20 protein-coding genes are annotated in these 22,176 nt (G+C 72.9%); 2 read left to right on the plus strand and 18 right to left on the minus strand.

Going from position 1 to position 22,176, the window contains the following annotated elements; translation table 11 throughout:
- Positions 1 to 111: 111 nt before the first annotated feature.
- The 12 genes from ACIO3P_RS23625 to ACIO3P_RS23680 form a co-directional block, all read right to left on the minus strand.
- Entirely contained in the window at positions 112 to 1,569 is a 1,458-nt protein-coding gene (locus ACIO3P_RS23625) for an MFS transporter (RefSeq protein WP_329823137.1), read from the minus strand.
- Between the two features lie 224 nt (positions 1,570 to 1,793).
- Entirely contained in the window at positions 1,794 to 2,828 is a 1,035-nt protein-coding gene (locus ACIO3P_RS23630; RefSeq protein WP_329823136.1) for an NAD(P)-dependent alcohol dehydrogenase, read from the minus strand.
- Between the two features lie 120 nt (positions 2,829 to 2,948).
- The gene (locus ACIO3P_RS23635; RefSeq protein WP_401852032.1) at positions 2,949 to 4,472 is read right to left on the minus strand and encodes a mannitol dehydrogenase family protein; all 1,524 of its coding nucleotides are present in this window, start codon (positions 4,470 to 4,472) and stop codon (positions 2,949 to 2,951) included.
- A gap of 5 nt (positions 4,473 to 4,477) precedes the next feature.
- A complete protein-coding gene (manD, locus tag ACIO3P_RS23640; RefSeq protein ID WP_329823134.1) occupies positions 4,478 to 5,701 on the minus strand; it encodes a D-mannonate dehydratase ManD in 1,224 nt (407 codons plus the stop codon).
- Positions 5,698 to 6,687 (minus strand): 2-hydroxyacid dehydrogenase, encoded by a 990-nt coding sequence (locus ACIO3P_RS23645; protein WP_401852033.1) that lies wholly within the window; start codon positions 6,685 to 6,687, stop codon positions 5,698 to 5,700. The genes manD and ACIO3P_RS23645 overlap by 4 nt, the downstream gene beginning before the upstream one ends.
- On the minus strand, positions 6,684 to 7,724 hold the full coding sequence (locus ACIO3P_RS23650; RefSeq protein WP_329823132.1) for a LacI family DNA-binding transcriptional regulator: 1,041 nt from the start codon (positions 7,722 to 7,724) through the stop codon (positions 6,684 to 6,686). Before ACIO3P_RS23650 ends, ACIO3P_RS23645 begins: the two co-directional genes overlap by 4 nt.
- A 248-nt stretch (positions 7,725 to 7,972) precedes the next feature.
- On the minus strand, positions 7,973 to 8,518 hold the full coding sequence (mug, locus tag ACIO3P_RS23655) for a G/U mismatch-specific DNA glycosylase (protein WP_329823131.1): 546 nt from the start codon (positions 8,516 to 8,518) through the stop codon (positions 7,973 to 7,975).
- Positions 8,519 to 8,536: 18 nt separating this feature from the next.
- Positions 8,537 to 9,970, minus strand: coding sequence for an adenylosuccinate lyase (purB, locus tag ACIO3P_RS23660; RefSeq protein ID WP_329823130.1), 1,434 nt, complete (start codon positions 9,968 to 9,970; stop codon positions 8,537 to 8,539).
- An 88-nt stretch (positions 9,971 to 10,058) separates the two neighbouring features.
- Positions 10,059 to 10,889, minus strand: a complete 831-nt coding sequence (locus tag ACIO3P_RS23665; protein WP_401852035.1) for an SGNH/GDSL hydrolase family protein — start codon at positions 10,887 to 10,889, stop codon at positions 10,059 to 10,061.
- Between the two features lie 99 nt (positions 10,890 to 10,988).
- The gene (locus ACIO3P_RS23670) at positions 10,989 to 12,002 is read right to left on the minus strand and encodes a hemolysin family protein (RefSeq protein WP_329823350.1); all 1,014 of its coding nucleotides are present in this window, start codon (positions 12,000 to 12,002) and stop codon (positions 10,989 to 10,991) included.
- The gene (locus ACIO3P_RS23675; RefSeq protein WP_401852036.1) at positions 12,002 to 13,357 is read right to left on the minus strand and encodes a hemolysin family protein; all 1,356 of its coding nucleotides are present in this window, start codon (positions 13,355 to 13,357) and stop codon (positions 12,002 to 12,004) included. The genes ACIO3P_RS23670 and ACIO3P_RS23675 overlap by 1 nt, the downstream gene beginning before the upstream one ends.
- Positions 13,358 to 13,449: 92 nt before the next feature.
- Entirely contained in the window at positions 13,450 to 13,938 is a 489-nt protein-coding gene (locus tag ACIO3P_RS23680) for a GNAT family N-acetyltransferase (protein ID WP_401852039.1), read from the minus strand.
- 100 nt (positions 13,939 to 14,038) lie between these two features.
- Here ACIO3P_RS23680 and ACIO3P_RS23685 point away from each other — a divergent pair, with 100 nt between their 5' ends.
- Entirely contained in the window at positions 14,039 to 15,070 is a 1,032-nt protein-coding gene (locus ACIO3P_RS23685) for a medium chain dehydrogenase/reductase family protein (protein WP_401852040.1), read from the plus strand.
- A gap of 30 nt (positions 15,071 to 15,100) precedes the next feature.
- Here the strand turns inward: ACIO3P_RS23685 and ACIO3P_RS23690 are convergent, their stop codons facing one another.
- The 4 genes from ACIO3P_RS23690 to bioB form a co-directional block, all read right to left on the minus strand.
- Positions 15,101 to 15,976, minus strand: a complete 876-nt coding sequence (locus ACIO3P_RS23690) for a TIGR03621 family F420-dependent LLM class oxidoreductase (RefSeq protein ID WP_401852042.1) — start codon at positions 15,974 to 15,976, stop codon at positions 15,101 to 15,103.
- Between the two features lie 93 nt (positions 15,977 to 16,069).
- Entirely contained in the window at positions 16,070 to 16,861 is a 792-nt protein-coding gene (bioD, locus tag ACIO3P_RS23695) for a dethiobiotin synthase (protein ID WP_401852044.1), read from the minus strand.
- Between the two features lie 6 nt (positions 16,862 to 16,867).
- Positions 16,868 to 18,217 (minus strand): adenosylmethionine--8-amino-7-oxononanoate transaminase, encoded by a 1,350-nt coding sequence (locus tag ACIO3P_RS23700; protein WP_329823123.1) that lies wholly within the window; start codon positions 18,215 to 18,217, stop codon positions 16,868 to 16,870.
- The gene (gene bioB / locus ACIO3P_RS23705; protein ID WP_401789959.1) at positions 18,210 to 19,400 is read right to left on the minus strand and encodes a biotin synthase BioB; all 1,191 of its coding nucleotides are present in this window, start codon (positions 19,398 to 19,400) and stop codon (positions 18,210 to 18,212) included. Before bioB ends, ACIO3P_RS23700 begins: the two co-directional genes overlap by 8 nt.
- Positions 19,401 to 19,614: 214 nt before the next feature.
- Between bioB and ACIO3P_RS23710 the strand changes: the two genes are divergently transcribed.
- Positions 19,615 to 20,883 (plus strand): 8-amino-7-oxononanoate synthase, encoded by a 1,269-nt coding sequence (locus ACIO3P_RS23710; RefSeq protein ID WP_401852047.1) that lies wholly within the window; start codon positions 19,615 to 19,617, stop codon positions 20,881 to 20,883.
- 8 nt (positions 20,884 to 20,891) lie between these two features.
- On the opposite strand, the gene ACIO3P_RS23715 is transcribed toward ACIO3P_RS23710, so the two are convergent.
- On the minus strand, positions 20,892 to 21,131 hold the full coding sequence (locus ACIO3P_RS23715; RefSeq protein ID WP_401852050.1) for a DUF397 domain-containing protein: 240 nt from the start codon (positions 21,129 to 21,131) through the stop codon (positions 20,892 to 20,894).
- Positions 21,132 to 21,139: 8 nt separating this feature from the next.
- Positions 21,140 to 21,997 carry a helix-turn-helix domain-containing protein gene (locus ACIO3P_RS23720; RefSeq protein ID WP_401789964.1) on the minus strand — a complete coding sequence of 286 codons (858 nt, stop codon included), beginning with the start codon at positions 21,995 to 21,997 and terminating at the stop codon, positions 21,140 to 21,142.
- Between the last annotated feature and the right edge of the window lie 179 nt (positions 21,998 to 22,176).

A 22,176-nucleotide genomic window follows, 5' to 3' on the forward strand; every position in this document is an offset into this window, starting at 1 on the left:
CGGCGGGCGGTCCTTCCGGGCGCGCCCGGACGCCGGAACGGGCAGCGCGGCAGGGAACACACCGCGCTGCCCGTGGCGTCGGGACGGATCCCGGCCGCGCTGCCCCCGTGGTCAGTCGCCGACCTTCTCCAGCCGGTCCGCGGGCCTGGCCGACGCCCGCTCCTGCTCGGCGCGTAGGTGCCCCGGGTCGGTGCTGTCGTACGGGAGGGTCAGATCGCGGTCACGCGTTTCGGGCGCCATCCGGGTGGCGATGAGGCTGACGGTCGTGACCAGCATCATGTAGACGGCGACCGGGATCCACGAGCCTGAGAAGGCGGTGACCAGCGCGGTGCAGATCAGCGGGGCGACCCCGCCGCCGATCACGGAGGAGAACTCCCGGCCCAGGGTGACCCCGGCGTACCGGTAGCGGTTCCCGAACAGCTCGGGGAAGAAGCTCATCTGGACACCGACCGCGCCCTGGCAGGCCAGGATGAAGCCGATGACGATCGCCACGGTGATCGCGACCTTGGACCCCGAGTTCAGCGCGACGAACGTGGGGGCCGGGAGCAGGACGAGGGCGCTCAGGATCAGCGTGTACACCGGCTTGCGCCCGAAGCGGTCCGAGAGGGTGCCGAAGCAGATCGCCGCGATACCGCCGCAGATGGCGCCCACCAGCAGCACCTCCGGTACGAAGTCCTTGTCGACGCCCACCGTCGTCACCAGGTAGGAGGCCATGAAGACCTGGTACGTGTACGACTGCGTGCTGATCCCGAAGTTCATGAAGAGGACCAGGAGCATCGGCTTGCGTCCGTGTGTGAAGACCTCCTTCACCGGCGACGCGGGCTTCTCCCGCTGCGCCTCGCTCTGCGCCCGCTGTTCCTTGAGGTCCTTGAAGACGGGGCTCTCGTTGAGCTTCCGCCGGATGACCATGGCGGCGATGGTCACCACGAGACTGGATCCGAAGACCAGCCGCCAGCCCCAGGACATCAGGGCCTCGTCCGAGAGGCGCTGGGCGAGGATCCAGGCCACGGCGCCGAGGGCCGTCCCCAGCGCCGCGCCCGTCATGACCAGGGAGGAGAGCCTGCCCCTGCGCCCCTTGGCGGCTGTTTCGGTGAGCAGGGCGGCGGCTCCCGACTGCTCGGCGCCGGCGCCGAAGCCCTGGCCCATGCGGCAGATCAGCAGCAGGATCGGGGCGAGCAGGCCGACCTGTCCGTACGTGGGCAGCAGACCGATGGCGAGCGTGGAGCCGCCCATCAGCAGGAGCGTCGCGACCAGGACCCACTTACGGCCGAGCCGGTCCCCGTAGCGGGAGAAGAAGAGTCCGCCGAGCGGCCGGGCGGCGAAGCCGACCGCGTAGGTGCTGAAGCTGGCGAGGATGCCCACGGACGCCGAGACGTTGGGGAAGAACAGCTCGCTGAAGATCAGCGCCGAGGCGGTCCCGTAGATGACGAAGTCGTACTGTTCGAGCGCGGTGCCGATCAGGCCGGCCCAGGCCGCGCGGCGGGTCGCGGCGGGGTCCGGTGCCGGTTCCCCGGACGGGGTCGTGGCCTCCGGTGGCGGGGGTGCCGCGGCGGGTGTCGTGTTGTCCATGATCCATGCCTCCTTGAACGGATCGAACTCCGGAGCGGAGCGGAGCTGGCGAAGCAAAGCGGGTCAAAAGGGGTACGGCGGGGTGTGGCTGGTCGTGCGTGTGGGGTCGGTGGGGTTTTGCGGAGCCGACAGTGGCTCGGGGGCCTCAAGGGCCGCAGGGGAGCGGGGGATCGGAGGGAGCGGGGGAGCGCCTCGCGGGATCGCCGCAGGGCGCGTCCGTCCCGTCAGACGGCGGTGTCGCCGGGCCGTACGACGACCTTGAGGTGGGACGGGTCGGCGCCCGGGGCCCGCAGCGCGTCGGCCGCCAGGTCGAGCGGGAACCGTCCGGTCAGGACGCCCGCGAGATCGACCCGCCCCCCGGCCACCAGCTCGATGGCGGTGGGGAAGGCGTGGGCGTAACGGAACGCGGTGGACAACTCGATCTCCCAGCGCTGGAGATGCGCCAGCGGCAGCCCGTCCATGGCGGGCGGGGCCTGTCCGACGACGATCGCCCGGCCCGCCGGACGCAGCGTGGCGAGCCCCTGCCGGAGCGCGGCCGGATGGGCCGAGCACTCCAGCAGCCGGTCGACGCCGGTCAGTTCGAGTTCCTGGTCCGCCGTGTTGACGACGGAGTCGGCGCCCAGCTTGAGGGCCTGCGCGAGCCGCGCGTCGTTGACATCGGTGACGACCACCTCGCTCGCCCCGGCGGCCCGCGCCACCTGGGCGACGAGGATGCCGATCGGCCCCGCGCCGGTGACCAGCACGCGGTCGCCGAACTCGACGGCGGCGCGCCGCACCGCCCACACCGCGACGGCCAGCGGCTCGATCAGCGAGCCGACCTCCAGCGGGATGACATCGGGCAGCGGGTGGACCGCGCGCGAGGTGGCGACGATGTACTCGGCGAAGGTCCCGTCGGTGGGCGGCGAGCCGAAGCAGGTGCCCACCGGGCAGAGGTTGTAGCGCCCGGAGCGGCAGGTCGCGCACGTTCCGCACCCCACCGCCGGCTCCACCGCCACCCGGGTGCCCACATCCAGGGCGACGGCGGAGCCCTTGGCGCTGATGACACCGGACGCCTCGTGCCCGAGCACGGTCGGCCGGCGCAGCTCGTTCCGGCCGTTGCGGCCACTGGCGAAGTAATGCATGTCCGAGCCGCAGACACCGACGGCGTCGACCGTGACGAGTACGTCGTCGGGGCCGAGGGGCCGCAGCGGGCGGTCCTCGACACGCAGGTCACCCGGGCCGTACAGGACGGCGGCGCGGGTCGAATCGGGAGCGAACACTTCTTTCACGTCCTTGTGAGCGGGAACCGGGGGTGGGAGAGGGAGGAGAGGGAGCGGTGGTCCGCCGACAGGGAACGGGGGCCGGCCCGGGGAACGGGTGACGGGGCCGGCCCGGGGGCCTCAGCCCGTGGGCTGCGGCTCGCACTCCGCGGCGCGCGCCGCCTCGGCGGCGGCCGCGCCCGGTCCGAACCGGACGACGACATCGATGAGTTCGGCGACCCGGCCGCCGAAGGCCGGATACTCCGTCAGACCGTCGCCGAGCAGCCCGCTGTCCAGGACGGCTTCGACGAAGGCGGCCCGCGACGCCCCGGAGGCGGCGGGCGCGGTGGCCGCGCGGTCCGCGATCGCGGCCAGCGTCCCGCGCGCCGGATCCGCCATCGCGGCGGCGTGCGGACCGGGCGAGAACCCCGCGGGCGGGGCCACGCAGCACAGATACGCGGCCACCGTGAGCGCCAGCCGGTGCGGCATGCGCCCGGCCCGCAGATGCAGCAGCGCCGGTTCGGGCACCCGCTGGCGCAGCTTCACCGAGCCGTCGGACCCGACCTGCTGAGTACGGTGGCCCAGCGCCGTGTTGGCCCAGCGCTCGAAGAGCTGCCCCACGTACGCGTCCAGATCGATGTCGGCGGGCACGGTGAGGCTCGGCAGGTACTCGGAGCCCAGCACACCCCGCGCCGCCTCCGCGATGAACGGTCGCCCGATCGACTCCGGAATGGTCGCCCGGCCGTCCAGCGCGCCCAGATAGGCGATGAGCGAGTGGGTGCCGTTGAGCAGCCGGAGCTTGAGCAGTTCGTACGGTTCGACGTCCGCCGTGAAGAGCGCCCCGCCGTGCTCCCAGTGTGGCCGCCCGGCGGCGAACCGGTCCTCCATCACCCACATGGAGAACGGTTCCGCCGGGACCGGTACCGCGTCGCGCACCCCGAGCCGGGCGGCGACCGCCTCCCGGTAGACGTCGGTCGTCGCGGGGACGATCCGGTCGACCATGGAGCTGGGGAACGTCACCGCGCTCTCCAGCCACGGCGTCAGCGCGTCCCGTTCGTCGGCGGGCAGCGCCTGGGTGAACTCGTGCACCAGGCGCTTCGTCTGCGCGCCGTTGCCCACCAGGTTGTCGCAGCTCAGCACGGTCACCGGGGTGGCGTGCGTACGCTGCCTGAGCTGCAGCCCGCGGACGATCTGCCCGATGGTGGTGCGCGGCGGAGCGTCGCCGCGCAGATCGGCCCGTACGGCCGGGGCGTCGAAGTCGAGCCCGTGGGTACGGGGCGAGAACGTGTAGCCGTGCTCCGTGACCGTCATCGTGATGACGGCCGTGGCGGGCGCGGCCAGAGCGTCGAGCACCTCCTGCGGCTGCGCCGCGGCCACCAGCGCCCCGGTGTGCACCGACGGGACGGTCACCTCGGTGTGTTCCGGGGAGATCTCCACGACCGCGTACCGCATGTCCTGCTCCCGCAGGGCCTGAGCCACCCCGGCCGACCTGCTCGCCACCCCGAGGATGCCCCACGGCCCCTCGGTGTGCGCCAGCGCGGCGGCCGTGTGCACGGCCTGGTGGGCGCGGTGGAAGTTGCCGAGTCCGAGATGGACGATGCCGGTATCGGCCGGCGGCCGCGCCGCGACGGTCCCGGCGCCGAGCCGGGGAAGTGCTGTCGTCATCCCGGTCACCAGTCCGTCATCGAGCCGTCGCGGCGGCGCGCCACCGGCAAGTAGGCGGCCTCGTAAGGGAATCGGGCGGCCAGCTCCTCGTCGACCTCGATCCCGATACCGGGCTGCTCCCCGGGGTGCAGATGCCCGTCCTCGTAACTCCACGCGTGCCGGAACACCTCGTGGACGAGCGGCTCGTACCCCATGTACTCCTGGATGGCGAAGTTCGGTGTGGAGAGGCCGACATGGAGCGAGGCGCCGAGCGCCACCGGCGACACGTCGGAGGGACCGTGCGGGCCCAGCTTGACCTGCCAGATCTCGGCGAGCGCGGCGATCCGCCGCAGATGGCTGATGCCGCCGGCGTGCGTGACACACGTCCGAACGTAGTCGATGAGCTGCTCGGTGATCAGCGACTGGCACTCCCAGACGGTGTTGAACACCTCGCCGATGGCCAGCGGCACGGTGGTGTGCTGCCGGACGTGCCGCAGCACCTCCTGGTTCTCCGCCGGTGTGACGTCCTCCAGCCAGAACAGGTCCACGTCCTCCAACGCCCGCCCCAGCCTGGCCGCCTGACCGGGCGTCAGCCGGTGGTGCACGTCGTGCAGCAGCTTCAGCTCGGGGCCCACATGGGCGCGGGCCGCCGCGAGCACACCGGGGGCGTGACGGAGGTAGGACTCCGTGTCCCAGACCTCCTCCACGGGGGCCGCGACCCGCCCGGCCGGCTCGTACCCGGGGCCGCCCCGCGTCACCCCGTACACCAGGTCGTGGCCCGGCACACCGCTCTGCGCCCGTACGGCGAGGAAGCCGCGTTCGCGCTGCGCGTCGATCGCGTCCAGCAGCTCGGGCACGTCCCAGCCGGAGGCGTGCGTGTAGGTGAGGACACGGTCGCGGACCGCGCCACCGAGGAGCTGGTACACCGGCTGTCCGGTGGCCTTGCCCTTGATGTCCCACAGCGCGATGTCCACCGCGCCGATGGAGGTCATCGTCACCGGACCGCGCCGCCAGTAGACCCCCCGGTACAGGTACTGCCAGGTGTCCTCGATGCGCGCCGGGTCCCGGCCGACCAGGAGCGGGGCGACATGGTCGCGCAGATACGAGGCGACGGCCAGCTCACGGCCGTTGAGGGTGGCGTCGCCCCAGCCCACGAGCCCCTCCGCCGTGGTGATCTTGAGCGTGACGAAGTTACGGCCGGGGCTGGTGACGATCACGTCCACGGCGGCGATGGTGTCGGTCCTGGTCATCGGCCCACCGCCACGACGTTGTGCGGCTCTTCGCCCGCGGCCAGCCGGCCGATGTTGGCGGCGATGTCGGCGGCCCGGCGCGCGAAGGTCTCGCGGGTGAGGCCCGAGGAGTGCGGAGTCATCAGTACGTTGTCCAGCTTCTCGAAGGGATGGTTGCCGGGCGCGCCGGTGTGGCCCTCGGACGGGTAGCGGTACCAGACGTCGAGCGCGGCGCCGCCGATCGTCCGCTCGCTCAGCGCGCGGAAGAGCGCGTCCTCGTCCACGACGGGGCCGCGCCCCACGTTGACCAGGACGGCCGCCGGGCGCATCCGGGCGAACTCCGCCGCGCCGATCAGCCCCGTCGTCGCCGCGCTCAGCGGCGCGGAGACCACCACGACGTCCGACGTCTCCAGGAGGGTGCCGAGATCGTCCACCGTCCCCGACCACTCCAGCCGGTGCGCCGCCGCGTCGACATCGCCGCGCCGGGTGACCGCGACGCCCCGCGCGCCGAACGCCCGGAACAACTCCCAGCTCCTGGCGCCGATATGACCGAACCCGACGAACCCGACCGTCGCCGCGCCCAGGCTGTCCACCCAGGGCGCCTCGGTGTCGTACACGGGGGATTCCCACTCCCCGCGGCGCAGCGCGTCGTGCTGGCGCAGGAAGCCCCGGCGCAGCAGGACCGCGGCCGAGACGGCGTACTCCGCCATCGAGTTCTCGTGGTGGAACGTGTTGGCGACCAGGGTGCCCGCCGCCAGCGCGCCGGTCTCGATCTTCTCCGTACCGGCGCCCGCGGCGTGCACCAGACGCAGCCCCGGGGCCGCGGCGGCCATGGCGGCGGTGCACTGTCCCGAGACGAGGACATCGGCGTCCGCCAGGGCGGCTTCGACGGCCGCGGTGTCCCGTACATCGGGCCAGCGCACGGCCGTACCCGCCGGGAGCGCGGCCTCGAACTCGGCGCGCAGGGGCAGGAGGTTGGAGTCGGCGACGACCACGGTGAGTGTCATGACGCGTCCTTCGTGGCCCGCCCCGCTGTGACGCGGAGCCGGGAGTCGTGGGTGAGGGCCGGACCGCTCGATCCGCGGACGATGAGCTGGGTCGGCAGCCGGAGTGTGCGCGGTGTGTGGCGGTCACCGGCGAGGACCTGTCCGAGCAGGTCCATGGCGAGCGCGCCCGCCTTCGCCATGGGCACGGCGATGCTGGTGAGGGAGGGCTGTGACACCTCGGCGAACGGGATGTCGTCGACCCCGATGACGGTGAGGTCCTCCGGCACACCGATCCCCAGCGCCCGGGCACCCGCGATCACACCGAGCGCGACCAGGTCGTTGTGGGTGATCACCGCGGAGGCGCCGGAGGCCATCACACTGGCCGCCGCGGCGGTCCCGCCCGCCACGGTCTCGGACTGCCACCCCAGCAACTCCAGCTCAAGACCGGCCCGTTCGGCCTCCGCGCGGATCAGCTCGACGCGCTGGGCGTTCGACCAGGAGCGCTGCATGCCCTGGACGTACGCGATCCGCCGGTGGCCGAGCGCCGCCAGGTAGTCGACGGCCTGGCGCAGCCCGTGCGCCGCGTCGGTGAGCACACAGTCCGCGCCGGTGGTCTCGCGGTTGACCAGCACGGCGGGCGTACGGCCGCAGATGCCGAGGATCTCGTCGGCGTCCAGCCGTGACGACACCACGACGAGCCCGTCGGCCTGGTCCCGCAGATGGGCGATGACCTCGCGCTCGCGGTCCGGGTTGAGATCGGTGTCCGCGAGGACGACGGTCTGCCTGCGGTGCCATCCCTCACCCTGGGCGGCCTTCACGAAGGCGCCGAACACGGGGTTGGCGATGTCGGGGACCACCACGGCCACCGTGGCGGTGTCCCCGTCGGCGACGGGCTCGGTGACCCGCGGTCCGGCCGGTTCGTATCCCAGCTCTTGCGCAACGGAGAGAACCTTGCGCAAGGTGTGCGGTCCGAGCCGGTCCGGGTCGCTGAACGCGCGGGACGCGGTGGAGAGGGCGACGTTGGCACGTTTGGCGACGTCGGTGAGGGTGGGGGCCATGGGTAACTCCGTTTACGGGTTCGACGGAGAGGGGTGGGTGAACGGCATGTTGCATGGTCGTCACCGTTGCGCAAACTTGTCAATGCTTGCCACAAAATTGGCAAGGGAGTGCGCGGTGTTGCCGACCCGCCCCCGGCACGGAGTGCCGCCGACCCGCCCCTGACCCGCCCCGTTCCTGACTCTGAGTGCCCTGAGTGCCCTGAGCGCCCAGTGCCCCTGCCCCGGAGCGCTCCCGCCGCCGGAGCCCCTCACCCCGCGGGCGTGCTCGCCGCCTCGCGCAGCCGCCCGAACTCCTCGGCCATCGTCGCCGCCGTCCAGTGCGCGTTCAGCCCGCTCGGATTGGGCAGCGCCCAGATCCGTGTCTCGCCGATCGTCCGCTCCTGCGGCCCGATCCGGGCACGCTTCTCGTCGAAGGCCGTCCGGTACGCGGTGATCCCGACCACCGCCAGCCACGCCGGACGCAGCCGCTCCACCTTCGCCGTCAGGATCCGCCCGCCCGCGCGGAACTCCTCGGCGCTCAGCTCGTCGGCGCGCGCCGACGCCCGCGCCACCACGTTGGTGATGCCGAGTCCGTACGTCGGCAACGTGTCCTGCTCGGCGGGTGCCAGCCGGCGCGGGGTGAAGCCGGAGAGGTGCAGCACCGGCCAGAAGCGGTTGCCGGGGCGGGCGAAGTGATGGCCGGTCGCCGCCGACATCAGGCCCGGGTTGATACCGCAGAACAGCACACGCAGACCGCCCGCGACCACGTCGGGCAGGACGCGGTCGCGGGCGGCTTCGAGCTCCTCAGGAGTCATGGCGGGAGTCGGGGGACGTCAGAGGATGGAGCCCGGCGTGTAGCCCGCGGCCTCGGGGTGCCGCTTCAGGATCTCCTCGATCCGGCCCACCACGGTCGCGATCTGCTCCTCCGCCGCGCCCGTGAAGGACAGCTTGTCGGCCATCAGCGCGTCCAGCTCCGCCCGGTCGAGCGGCATGCGCTCGTCCGCGGCCAGCCGGTCGAGCAGCTCGTTGCGCTCGGCGCCCTGCTCGCGCATGGCCAGCGCCGACGCCACCGCGTGCTCCTTGATCACCTCGTGCGCGGCCTCCCGGCCGACCCCGGCCCGTACCGCGCCCATCAGCACCTTCGTCGTCGCCAGGAAGGGCAGGTAACGGTCCAGCTCACGCGCCACGACCGCGGGGAACGCGCCGAACTCGTCCAGGACGGTCAGGAAGGTCTCCAGCAGCCCGTCGAACGCGAAGAACGCGTCCGGCAGCGCCACCCGGCGCACCACCGAGCAGGAGACGTCGCCCTCGTTCCACTGGTCGCCCGCCAGCTCACCGGTCATCGACGCGTAGCCGCGCAGGATCACCATCAGCCCGTTGACCCGCTCGCAGGAGCGCGTGTTCATCTTGTGCGGCATCGCCGAGGAGCCGACCTGGCCCGGCTTGAAGCCCTCCGTGACCAGCTCGTGCCCGGCCATCAGCCGGATCGTCTTCGCGACGGAAGAGGGTGCGGCGGCGAGCTGCACCAGCGCGCTCACCACGTCGTAGTCGAGCGAGCGCGGATACACCTGGCCCACGGAGGTGAACGCCCGCGCGAAGCCGAGATGGCCCGCGATCCGCTGCTCCAGCTCGGCCAGCTTCGCGGTGTCCCCGCCCAGCAGGTCCAGCATGTCCTGCGCCGTGCCGACCGGGCCCTTGATCCCGCGCAGCGGGTAGCGGCCCAGCAGATCCTCCAGCCGCCCGTACGCCACCAGCAGCTCGTCGGCCGCCGTCGCGAACCGCTTGCCGAGGGTGGTGGCCTGCGCGGCGACATTGTGCGAGCGGCCGGCCATGACCAGCGCGCCGTACTCGCCCGCCAGCTTCCCGAGCCGGGCCAGCACCGCCACCGTACGGTCGCGCGTCAGCTCCAGGGAGAGCCGGATCTGAAGCTGCTCGACGTTCTCCGTCAGGTCGCGGGAGGTCATGCCCTTGTGCACCTGCTCATGGCCGGCGAGGGCGTTGAACTCCTCGATCCGCGCCTTCACATCGTGCCGGGTGACCTTCTCGCGCTCGGCGATCGACGCCAGGTCGACCTGGTCCAGGACGCGTTCGTAGTCGGCGAGGGCGGCGTCCGGCACCTCGATCCCGAGGTCCCGCTGCGCCCGCAGCACGGCCAGCCAGAGCTGACGCTCCAGCTTCACCTTCTGCTCGGGGGACCACAGCACGGCCAGCTCCGCCGAGGCGTAGCGGCCGGCAAGGACATTGGGGATACGAGGCTTGGGAGTCACGTGAGCTGATTCTACTGTCGGTTGACGCAGTGCGGCGCCGCGCCCGTTCTCGTACGTTCCTCCAAGGCGCGGCCCACGGAGTTCCGGCCTACGGGGTTCGGTCCTGCGGTGCCCGGTCCTGCGGTGCCCGGTCCTGCGACGTCAGGTCCCGCACCTCGTACGGCAGCAGCTCGGGCCGTTTCGCCGCCCGGCCGTCCCCGGAGGAGCGCCCCGTCACCCGGCGCATCACCCACGGGCCGAGGTACTGGCGCGCGAACCGCGCGTCGCTCGTCCGCCGGGCGAGCCACCGTTCGGCCCCGGCGGGCGGCAGCTCCGCACGCCAGTCGTCGCCCGGCGCCAGCCCGAGCGCCTGCGCGACCGCCTCGGCGACCCGGCGGTGGCCCTCCGCCGTCAGATGCAGCCGGTCCACGTCCCACATCCGCTGATCGCCGAGGGCCGGCACCCCGTACAGGTCCACCACCAGTGCGCCGTGCGCCGCCGCGAGCTCGTCGACGACGGTGAACAGCTCCTCCATGCGCGGCCGGAAGCGCTCCATCACCGGACCGTTCCGCCCCGGGCTGCGCATCAGTACGAGCTGTCCGCACGCCGGGGCGAGCCGTTCCACGGCCTCCGTGAGCAGCCCGCGCACCCGGCCCATGTCGACCTTGGGCCGCAGTGTGTCGTTGAGCCCGCCGACGAGCGTGACCAGGTCCGGCCTCATCGCCGCGGCGACGCCCACCTGCTCCTCGACGATCTGGCCGATGAGCTTGCCGCGCACGGCGAGGTTCGCGTACCGGAACCCGGGGGTACCGGCCGCGAGCCGCGCGGCGAGCAGATCCGCCCAGCCGCGGTACGAGCCGTCGGGCAGCAGGTCGGACATGCCCTCCGTGAAGGAGTCACCGACCGCGACGAAACTGGTGTAGTTGGCATTCATCTCCATGGCGGAGCCGATCGTACCGCGCGGTAGGTTCGCCCTCGCAAGCCTGGTACGCGGCCCTTCCACGGACGCGGTACGGAGCGGCCCCGAGGTCTCGACGACCTAGGCGTGCCGGCCCACCAGTTCGCGCAGCAGGTCCTCCATCGTCACCAGACCTTCGAGCTTCCCGTCCTCGTCCAGCACCGCCGCGAGATGGGTACGGCCCCGCCGCATCGCGGTCAGTACGTCGTCCATCGGCGTCGTCGCCCGTACCCGCGCGATCGCGCGCATCCCCGAGACCGGGAACGGCTCCTCGCGGGGCGCCGCGTCCAGCGCGTCCTTCACATGGAGGTAGCCGAGGATCCGGCGGGCCGCGTCCACCACCGGGAACCGGGAGAAGCCGGACTCGGCGCCCAGCCGCTCCAGGCCCTCCGGCGTCACCCCGAGCCGTGCCGAGACCACCCGTTCCAGCGGCATCACCACATCGCGCACCGGACGGCGCCCCAGCTCCAGCGCGTCGTGCAGCCGCTCGGTCGCCCGGTCGTCGAGCAGCCCCGCGTGGCCCGCGTCGGTGACCAGCCGGGCCAGCTCGTCGTCGGAGAACGTGGCGGACACCTCGTCCTTGGTCTCCACCCTGAGCAGCCTCAGCAGGCCGTTGGCGAAGGCGTTCACCGTGAAGATGACCGGGCGCAGCGCGCGGGCCAGCGCGACCAGCGGCGGCCCCAGCAGCAGCGCGGCCCGCGCGGGCCCGGCCAGGGCGACGTTCTTGGGCACCATCTCGCCCAGCAGCATGTGCAGATACGTGGCGACCGCGAGCGCGATCACGAACGAGAGCGGGTGCACGAGCCCGTGCGGAACCCCGACCACGTCGAAGAGCGGCTCCAGGAGGTGGGCGAGGGCGGGCTCGGCGACGATGCCCAGCACCAGGGTGCAGAGCGTGATCCCGAGCTGCGCCGCCGCCAGCAGCGCCGAGACGTGCTCCAGCCCCCAGACCACACTGCGCGCCCGCCGGTCCCCGGCCTCGGCGGCCGGCTCGATCTGGCTGCGGCGCACGGAGATCAGGGCGAACTCGGCCGCCACGAAGAACGCGTTGACGACCAGGGTCAGCAGCGCGACGAAGAGCTGCACGGCGGTGATCATCCGGAGTCCCCCTGTCCTTCGCTCTCCGCGGGGGCCGGCGGGGGCGCCGTACGCGGCGCGCGCAGCAGCACCCGGGCCGCGCGCCGGCCCGTGGCGTCCACGACCTCCAGCTCCCAGCCCTCCAGCGCCAGCCGGTCGCCCTCCGCGGGGATCCGGCCCAGTTCGGTGGCGACGAGTCCCGCGAGGGTTTCGTAGGGGCCCTCCGGCATCCGCAGCCCGACCGAGCTGAGCTGGTCGGCGCGCGCGGCGCCGTCGGCCGACCAGAGCGCCCTGCCGTCCGCGTCCTCGCCCACCGGCGCCAGATCGGACAGCTCATGCGGATCGTGCTCGTCCCGTACCTCGCCCACGACCTCCTCGACGATGTCCTCCAGCGTCACCACCCCGGCGGTCCCCCCGTACTCGTCGATGACGACGGCCATCGTGACGCCGCCCGACAGCCGGTCGAGCAGGGTGTCCACCGTCAGGCTCTCCGGTACCAGCAGCGGCTCGCGCAGCAGCTCGGACACCGGGAGCCTGGGCCGCCGCTCCGCCGGGACCGTCAGGACGTCCTTGATGTGCGCGACCCCGACGACGGCGTCCAGGCTGCCCCGGTAGACGGGGAAGCGGGACAGGCCGGTGGCGCGGGTCGCGTTGGCGACGTCCTCGGCGGTGGCCCGTACGTCCAGGGCCATCACCTGTACGCGGGGGGTCATCACATTCTCCGCGGTCAGCGCGGCCAGGCTCAGCGTCCGTACGAAGAGCTCCGCCGTGTCCGCCTCCAGCGCACCCTCCTTCGCGGAGTGCCGTGCGAGCGCGACCAGCTCCTGGGGGCTGCGCGCGGACGCCAGTTCCTCGGTGGGTTCCAGGCCGAGCCCGCGCACGATCCGGTTCGCCGTGCTGTTGAGATGCGCGATGAACGGACGGAACGTGGCCGTGAAGTACCGCTGCGGTGTGGCCACCACCTTCGCGACCGCCAGCGGCGAGGAGATCGCCCAGTTCTTCGGCACCAGCTCGCCGACGACCATCAGCACCATCGTCGACAGGGCCGTCCCGATGACCAGCGCCACCGAGGACGCCGTACCGGGGGAGAGGCCCAGCGCCTCGACCGGCCCGCGGATCAGCTTCCCGATGGACGGCTCGGCGAGCATCCCGACGACCAGGTTGGTCACCGTGATGCCGAGCTGTGCTCCGGAGAGCTGGAACGTCAGGCTCCGTACGGCCTTCAGGGCCCCCGCCGCGCCCCGCTCCCCGCGCTCCACGGCCCGTTCGAGGTCGCCGCGCTCCACGGTGGTGAGGGAGAACTCCGCCGCGACGAAGGCCCCACAGGCCAGCGCCAGCAGGACCGCCACCAGGAGCAGAAGCACTTCGGTCATCCGTTCACCTCCGTCTCATGATCGCCGCACGGCCCGGGGACCGCGCGGCGTCGGACGTCCTCGGGTGCCCGGGCCGTGCGGGTGTCATGCGTTCAGGCGTGGTCCGGTGTGGTGTGGTCCGGCACGGTGCGGCCCCCGGCACCCCCGGCCGGAACCGCCCCGTCCAGCGGCTTCACCCAGCGGCGCCAGTGGTTCTCACGGTGGTAGCCGGCGGTGGCCCAGGTGCGGTGCGCGGGTTCGTTGGTCTCCAGGACCATGGCGTCGACCCGCCGTCCGCCCAGGGCGTCGAAGCGCTGTTCCGCGGCTTCCATCAGGGCGGTGGCGACGCCCTGCCGGCGGTGGTCGGGGTGTACGGCGAGCCGGTAGGCGGAGCACCGCCATCCGTCGAAGCCGGCGATCACCGTCCCGATGAGGTGGCCGTCGCGCTCCGCGAGGATCAGGGCCTCGGGATCGCGCGAGATGAGCCGGGACATCCCGTCGTGATCGTCACTGATGCTCGTTCCTTCCGCGGCTTCGCGCCAGAACCCCAGCACGGTGTCGATGTCGGGGAGGGCGGCGCGGCGTATGTGGAGATCGTTCATGGGAGAAGCCAACCAGAAGTGGCGCTCCGCGCGCTTCTGAGTTATAACTTCTAACAGACGCGAGAACGCGTAGCCAAAGCGGAGTGCAGTGGAGGTCGTCATGAACACCGAAGGACTCGTCGAGGTCGTACTGCCGGGCAAGGTGGCGCCGGAAGGGCTCAGGATCCGGCGCGGAGCCGTCCCCACCGCGGGCCCAGGGCAGGTCGTGATCCGGGTGGAGGCGACCGGGGTCTCCTTCGCCGAGCAGCAGATGCGCCGGGGCCGCTACTACGACCAGCCGCCGTTCCCCTTCGTCCCCGGCTACGACCTGGTCGGTACGGTGCTGGCGACCGGCGAGGGGGTCGGGCCGGGCCTGGCCGGCACCCGGGTCGCCGCGCTGGTCAAGGTCGGCGGCTGGGCCAGCCATGTGCTCGTCGACGCGGCGGACACGGTGGAGGTCCCCGACGGGGTCGGCGCTGCGGAGGCGGAGACCCTGGTGGTCAACGGCGTCACCGCCTGGCAGATGCTGCACCGCAAGGCACGGGTCCGCGCGGGGCAGACCATCCTGGTGCACGGCGTCAACGGCGGTGTCGGCTCGGTCCTGGCCGAGTTGGCCCATCTCGCGGGCGTGAAGGTGATCGGTACCGCCTCGGCGCGCCACCACGACGCCCTGCGGGAACGGGGCGTCGTCCCCGTCGACTACCGCACCGAGGACGTCGCCGCGCGCGTCCGGGAACTCGCCCCCGGCGGGGTGGACGCCGTCTTCGACCACGTCGGCGGCCGGTCCGTCGTCGACTCCTGGCGCCTCCTCGCGCCCGGCGGCACGCTCGTCTCCTACGGCACCGCCTCCACCAGGGACGACGAGGGATCCCAGCAGTGGCCCGTGATCAAACTGCTCGGCCGGGTGTGGCTGTGCAACGTGCTGCCCAACCGCCGCCGCGCCTACTTCTACAACGTCTGGGCAGGCCGGGCCCTCGCCAAGAACCGGTTCAGGGCCCGGCTGCGCGCCGACCTCACCCAGGTCTTCGGGGCCCTCCAGCACGGCGACATCACCGCCCGGATCGCCGCCCAACTGCCGCTCACCCGCGTCGCCGAGGCGCTGCGCCTGGCCGAATCCGGCACCGTCGCGGGAAAGGTCGTACTGAACCCGTAGCGCCCGTGCCCCGTGGCCCGCCCCGCACGGTCAGCCGCCGCGCAGCTCCTCGATCACCGGGCCGAACGTCTCCATGCACGGGTCCAGGACCGTCAGATAGGTGAACCCGTACCGCTCCCGCTGCGCCCTGAGCTGGTCCGCGATCTGCCGTACGGTGCCGACCGCGAGCAGCGGCAGCTCCAGCGCCTCGTCCTCACCGAGCCGCACTCTCGACAGCAGCTCGCGCACCGCCGCCCTGCGGTCACGGGTCACGGCGACGAACTGGAGCAGCAGATTCAGCTCCGCGGGCGCCCGGCGCCCGGCCTCGAAGCCCCGGTAGGCGGCCACGCGCTCCGCCAGTTCGCCGGCGGTGAGCGCCCGCAGCCCTTCCGCGGTGTGCCGCGCCCCGGTGAAGGCGGTGATCGCGGCCCGCTCCGCGGCCAGCCGCAGCACCCGGTCGCCGTTCCCGCCGATCAACAGCGGGGGCATCGGGCGCTGGACGGGGCGCGGTACGTGCGCCGCGTCGCCGAGCAGCCGGTCCACCTCCGCGACCGTACGGCCCAGCAGGTCCACCCGTTCGCCGGGCGGCAGGAACGCCAGCCCGGCCCGCTCGTGCTCCTCCCGTACGTACCCGGCGCCGATCCCCAGCTCCAGCCGCCCGCCGGACAGCGCGTCCACCGTCGCGATCTCCCGGGCGAGCAGCGCGGGGTTCCAGAAGGCGGCGTTCAGGACGAAGGTCCCGAGCCGCGCCCGCTCGGTCGCCTCCGCGGCGGCGGCCAGCGCGGGGAACGGCGCGACCATGCCGAGGTGGTCCGGGACGAGGATCACGTCGTACCCCAGCGCCTCGGCGCGCCCGCACCGATCGCGCCACTCGGCGCCCCCGCAGGCCGTCGTCATGTTCACACCGAACCGGAAGGGCCGTGCCATGGACGCCGCTCCTTGACTCGCGGGTGGGGAAGATCACCCCAGACCTACCAGTCCGGTACGGGAACGCCCCGCAGGCCGACCGCCCGCGCCGGGTCAGGTCACCCCCGGTGCCGAAGCGTCCACACCGACGGACGCGTTCACGGACGCGCCCACGAACCCGGACGTGAACGCGGCCGTGAAGGCGGCCGTGAACACGGCCGCGTCCCACCCGCCGTCCAACTCGGGCGCCAGCCAGGTGGCCGCCCGCGCCCGGAAGTCCGCCGGGTCCAGCGCCCCCGCGCCCGCCGGCACGGCCCCCAGCAGCGGTGCGCCCGCCGCCTCCGGCAGGTCCGCCAGATTGCAGCGCGCCGCCAGCCCCGGCTCGTCCGGCCAGCTCCCGATCACCACACCCAGCGGCGTCAGCGACCTCGTCCGCAGCGCCTCCGCCGTGAGCGCGGTCGCGTTCAGCGTGCCGAGTCCGGCCTGCGCCACCATCAGGACCGGGCCCCCCAGCAGCCGGGCCGCGTCCGCGAGGGTGGCGCCCGCCGCGTCGAACCGTACGAGCAGCCCGCCCGAACCCTCGACGAGCACCAGGTCGTGCTCGACGGCCAGCTTCGCGGCCGCCGCGGCGATCTCCCCGGGGCGTACCGGCTCCGCGCCGGCCCGCAGCGCCGCCGTCGCGGGCGCCAGCGGCTCGGGGTACCGGCCCAGCTCGACCGCGGTCACCGGACCGGCGAGCCGCACGACCTCCGCCGCGTCCCCCGGTTCGCCTGGATCCATCCCGGTCTGCGCGGGTTTGAGTACCGCGACGGTACGGCCCCGGGCGAGCGCCGCCGCGGCCACGGCGGCCGTCACGACGGTCTTGCCGATCTCCGTCCCGGTCCCGGTCACGATCACTGTCGTCATGCCCGTTCAGCCCTTCTGTCCCGCGGTCGCCGCGTCCGCCGCCACCGCGACCACCGCCCGGCAGATCCGGGCGATGTCCTCGTCACCCGTCACATACGGCGGCATCGTGTACACCAGATCGCGGAACGGCCGCAGCCAGACACCCTCGCGCACCGCCGCCCGGGTCGCCGCGGCCATGTCCACCTCACGGTCGAGCTGGACGACCCCGATCGCGCCCAGCACGCGGACGTCCCGTACCCCCGGCAGGTCCGCCGCCTCCGCCAGCCCCTCGCGCAGCCCTGCCTCGATGCGCCTGACCTCGCCCGCCCAGTCCTGGCCGAGCAGCAGGTCGATCGAAGCGCAGGCGACGGCCGCCGCCAGCGGATTGCCCATGAAGGTCGGCCCGTGCGCCAGCACCGGGACCTCGCCGCGCGCGATGCCCTCGGCCACCCGCGCGGTGCACAAGGTCGCCGCCATCGTGAGATAACCGCCGGTCAACGCCTTGCCGACACACATCACATCGGGGGACACACCGCCCTGCCCGGCGGCGAACAGCGTGCCCGTACGGCCGAACCCGGTGGCGATCTCGTCCAGGACGAACAGCACGTCGTGCGCGTCGCACGCCTCCCGCAGGACCCGCAGATAGGCGGGGGAGTGGAAACGCATCCCGCCCGCGCCCTGGACCACCGGTTCGACGATCACGGCGGCGAGTTCGTCCGCGTGGCGCGCGACGAGCGCGCGCAGCCCGTCGGCGTACGTCTCGTCGTACACGGCCGGCGGCGCGTCCGCGAAGATCTGCCGGGGCAGCACCCCCGACCACAGCCCGTGCATCCCGCCGTCGGGGTCGCACACCGACATCGGCTGCCAGGTGTCGCCGTGGTAGCCGCCGCGCCAGGTCAGCAGCCGTTGTTTGGCCGGCCGCCCGGCCGAACGCCAGTACTGGAGGCACATCTTGACGGCGACCTCGACCGAGACGGAGCCCGAGTCCGCGAGGAAGACATGGCGCAGCGGCTCGGGCGTGATCTCGACCAGCCGGGCCGCGAGCCGGACGGCGGGCTCATGGGTGAGCCCGCCGAACATCACATGGCTCATCCGGTCGAGCTGGCCGCGCGCCGCCTCGTTGAGCACGGGGTGGTTGTAGCCGTGGATCGCCGACCACCAGGACGACATGCCGTCGACCAGCTCACGCCGGCCGTACGCGGCCTCGGCGAGCCGCAGCCGTACCCCGGAGGCCGACTCCACGACCAGCGGATCCGTACGGCCCGGCATCGGACCGTACGGGTGCCAGACATGGGCCCGGTCCAGGGCGAGCAGCGCGTCGGGCGTGAGCGGTCCGGCGGGGGAGGGCGGTCCGGCGGGGGAGGGCAGATCAGGCATTGGGCGCCAGGTCGGTGCCGGCGCCCCTGCGCCGTACGGAGACCAGGTCCGTACGGAGTCCCGACGGGGCCGGTGCCTTCGTCCCGCCGTCCGGCGCCGCGGCCGTGGCATCGCCCGCGGACTCCTCGGTCCCGCCGCAGGCGCCGCCGCCGTCACCGCCGCACGGCGTGCAGCCGCCGGTACGGTGCTCGGGCAGCGTCGTCGTGCCCGCGCCCTCCACCTCGAACCCCGCGTCCGCGATCATGTCCAGGTCCGCCTGGCCCGCCTGGCCCTCGCTGGTGAGGTAGTCGCCCAGGAAGATCGAGTTGACCAGGTGCAGCGCGAGCGGCTGAAGCGTCCGCAGATGCACCTCGCGCCCGCCCGCGAGCCTGACCTCCGCGTCCGGGCAGACGAACCGCGCCATCGCCAGGATCCGCAGACAGCGCTGCGGGGTGAGGTGCCACTCCCGTTCGAGCGGCGTCCCCTCCATCGGGATCAGGAAGTTGACCGGCACCGAGTCGGGGTCCAGCGCGCGCAGCGAGAAGACCACGTCGACCAGGTCCTCGTCGCTCTCCCCCATACCGGCGATCAGCCCGGAACAGGCCGACAGACCGGCCGCCTGCGCCTGCCGCACGGTGTCCACCCGGTCGGCGTAGGTGTGGGTGGTGGTGATGTCGCCGTAGGTCGCCTCGGACGTGTTGAGGTTGTGGTTGTACGCGTCGGCGCCCGCGGCGCGCAGCCGCTCGCCCTGGCCCGCCGAGAGCAGCCCGAGACAGGCGCACACCTCGACGTCCTCGTTCTGCTCCTTGATCGCCTCGATGGTCCGCGAGACCCGGTCGACGTCCCGGTCCGTCGGCCCCCGGCCGCTCGCGACCAGGCAGACCCGCTTGGCGCCGCCCGCGACCCCGGCGGCGGCGACCTTGGACGCCTCGTCGGGTTTGAGCCAGGTGTACTTGAGGATCTCCGCCTTCGAACCGAGCCGCTGGGAACAGTACGAGCAGTCCTCCGGGCACAGGCCGGACTTCAGGTTGATCAGATAGTTCAGCTTCACCCGCCGCCCGAACCATTGACGGCGCACCTTGCCGGCCGCCGCGACCACGTCGAGCAGCTCGTCGTCCGAGGTCGCCAGCACAGCGAGCGCTTCCTCACGGGTCGGCGACTCGCGCCGCAGGCCCTTTTCCACCAGCGTGTTCAGCAGATCCATGGTGCCGATCCTGACCTATCCGGGCGCGTCATGACCACGGAGGAATCCCACAACACCGCCCGAGCGAGGTGTGTGCATGACCACACTAAGAATGGGTTCGCGGGCGGTTAGGGTCTGTGAGCTGCCTACAAAAGGACACGGTGCGGGAAACGTCCCGGACGGGACACCGCCGCGGACGCCCGACGCCGACGCCGCCGACGCAAGGACGGGACCGATGGAGCAGAATCCCCCGGACCGGACCGCTCCCTCCGACCGGACCGCGCCCCCGGACGGGGCCGCCCCTTCGAACCGGACCGGTCCCGCCGACGGGGCCGCCCCCGCCGACCCCTTCGACTGGACCGACGGGGAGGCGCTGCGCCGCGAGCGCGCCGGCTTGGTCCGTACGCTCCGGCCGCGCCCCGCCGACTCCGCCCTGCTGGACCTGGCGAGCAACGACTACCTCGGCCTCACCCGGCACCCCGCCGTGACCGGCGCCGCCGCCGCGGCCGCCCGCCGCTGGGGCGCGGGCGCCACCGGCTCCCGGCTGGTCACCGGCTCCACCGCCCTGCACGCCGAACTCGAACGGGAGCTGGCCGAGTTCTGCGGCTTCGAGGCCGCGCTGGTCCTCTCGTCCGGTTACGCGGCCAACCTCGCCGCCCTCACCGCGCTCACCGCCCGCGACGGGATCCTCGTCTCCGACGCGGGCAACCACGCCTCGATCGTGGACGGGTGCCGGCTCTCCCGCGCCGAGACCGTCGTCGTACCGCACGCCGATCCCGAGGCCGTGGCGAAGGCGCTCGACGCGCACCCCGGGCGCCGGGCGCTGGTCGTGAGCGACGCCGTCTTCTCGGTGGACGGTGACGCCGCGCCACTGGCGGAGCTGGCCGCGGTCTGCCGGGGCCGGGGCGCTGCCCTGCTCGTCGACGACGCGCACGGCCTGGGGGTGCTCGGCGCGGGCGGCCGGGGCACCCTCGACGCGACGGGCCTCGCGGGCGCCCCGGGGGTGGTGGCGACCCTCACCCTCTCCAAGTCCCTGGGCAGCCAGGGCGGCGCCGTCCTGGGACCGGCCAGGGTGATCGACCATCTCGTCAACGCCGCGCGGACGTTCATCTTCGACACGGGGCTCGCGCCCGCGGCGGTGGGCGCCGCGCTGGAGAGCGTGCGGCTGCTGCGCCGCGAGCCCGAACGGGCCGAGCGGGCCCGGGAGGTCGCCCGTACGCTGCACCGGCTGCTGACCGGGGCGGGACTGACGGCGGTACGGCCCGACGCCGCCGTGGTCTCCGTACAGGCGCCGTCGCCTGAGGCGGCCGTGCGCTGGGCCGCCGACTGCCGGGCGGCGGGGCTGGCCGTGGGGTGTTTCCGGCCGCCTTCGGTACCGGACGGCATCTCCCGGATCAGGCTGACCGCCCGCGCCGACCTGACGGAGGACCAGATGGGCGCGGCGGTGCGTACGGTCGTGGCGCTCGCGCCCGGGGCCGGGTCCGCGGCCCCGGAAGCGGGCTGACGGCCCGTCTACGCGGCAGGGGCCCGCCCGTCCAGCGCCCGGACGAAGGAGGTCCACGCACCGGCGGAGAAGGCCAGGTGGGGGCGGGCGGCGTTCTTGGAGTCCCGTACGGCCAGCGCGCCCGCGTCGTTACGGGCGCACTCCACGCAGTTGTTGGCGCCGACGCTGTGACTGCTGCGCCGCCACCTCCGCGGGGGTGAAAGGGGTAAGGGAAGAGAGGTGAGGGGCCCTGCGAGGCAAGCGGACATGATGCTCCCTACGCGCCGTCATTGATCCCGGCGATGAGATCCAATGAATCCTGTGTCGAGAGGGCGTGTGCCTGCATCGCGTGGAAGGCGACGCGGTACGCCTCAAGGTCCTCTTTCCGTTGCAGATAGAGGCTATTCGTTAAATGGTCGAGAATGACTAAATCCAGATCGGTAATGTTCGAAAAAGAGAAGATGACGAAGGGGCCGGTGAGTCCCGCGTAGCCGCCCGCGGCGAACGGCAGCACCTGGAGACGGATCCGGGGGAGCCGGGCCAGCTCGGTCAGCCGCCGTAACTGATCCCGCATCACCCCGGGCCCGCCCACCTCCCTCCGTAACACGGCCTCGTCGACCACGGCGTGCAGACGCAGCGGCGCCGCCGCCCGCGTCAGCACCTCCTGGCGGGTGAGCCGCACGTCGACCAGCGAGTCCACCGTCCCGTCCGGCGTCCCCGTCAGCGCGGCCCTGGTCACGGCGCGGGCGTAGGCCGGGGTCTGGAGCAGTCCGGGCACCACCGAGGTCTCCAGCGTGTGCGCGGTGCTCGCCTGGGACTCCAGCGTGATGAAGTCCCGGTACGTGGGCGGGATCACCGCGCGGTACGCCGTCCACCACCCCGGCGCGCCGTCGGCCGTGCCCGCGAGGGCCCGCAGCAGCGAGCGCAGCCGCCGGTCCTCGATCCCCAGGGCGTCGAGGAGCGCCGCCAGGTCGCCGTCCCGCACCCCGCTCACGCCGGTCTCGATCCTGCTCACCTTCGACTGGTGCCAGCCGAGCAGCCGGGCCGTCTGGTCACTGGTGAGCCCCGCGCTCCGGCGCAGTCTGCGCAATTCGTCCCCGAGTCGCTGCCGACGTACCACCGGAATATGCCGCATGGCCGAATCACCTCTCCGCTTCCTTCTCCGTCGCACCGATACGACGCCAAGGCGGAGAAGTTATCTTTCCGGCGCCCAAATACGGTCTCGCGTTGCAGAGTTCACCGCTTTGAGCGACAGATATATGCAGATCTCGGTGGATCGGAGGTACGGATGGTGCGATCAGTGGCAGGCTGTCG

This window comes from Streptomyces sp. NPDC087310 (assembly GCF_044744405.1).
GTDB lineage: Bacteria > Actinomycetota > Actinomycetes > Streptomycetales > Streptomycetaceae > Streptomyces.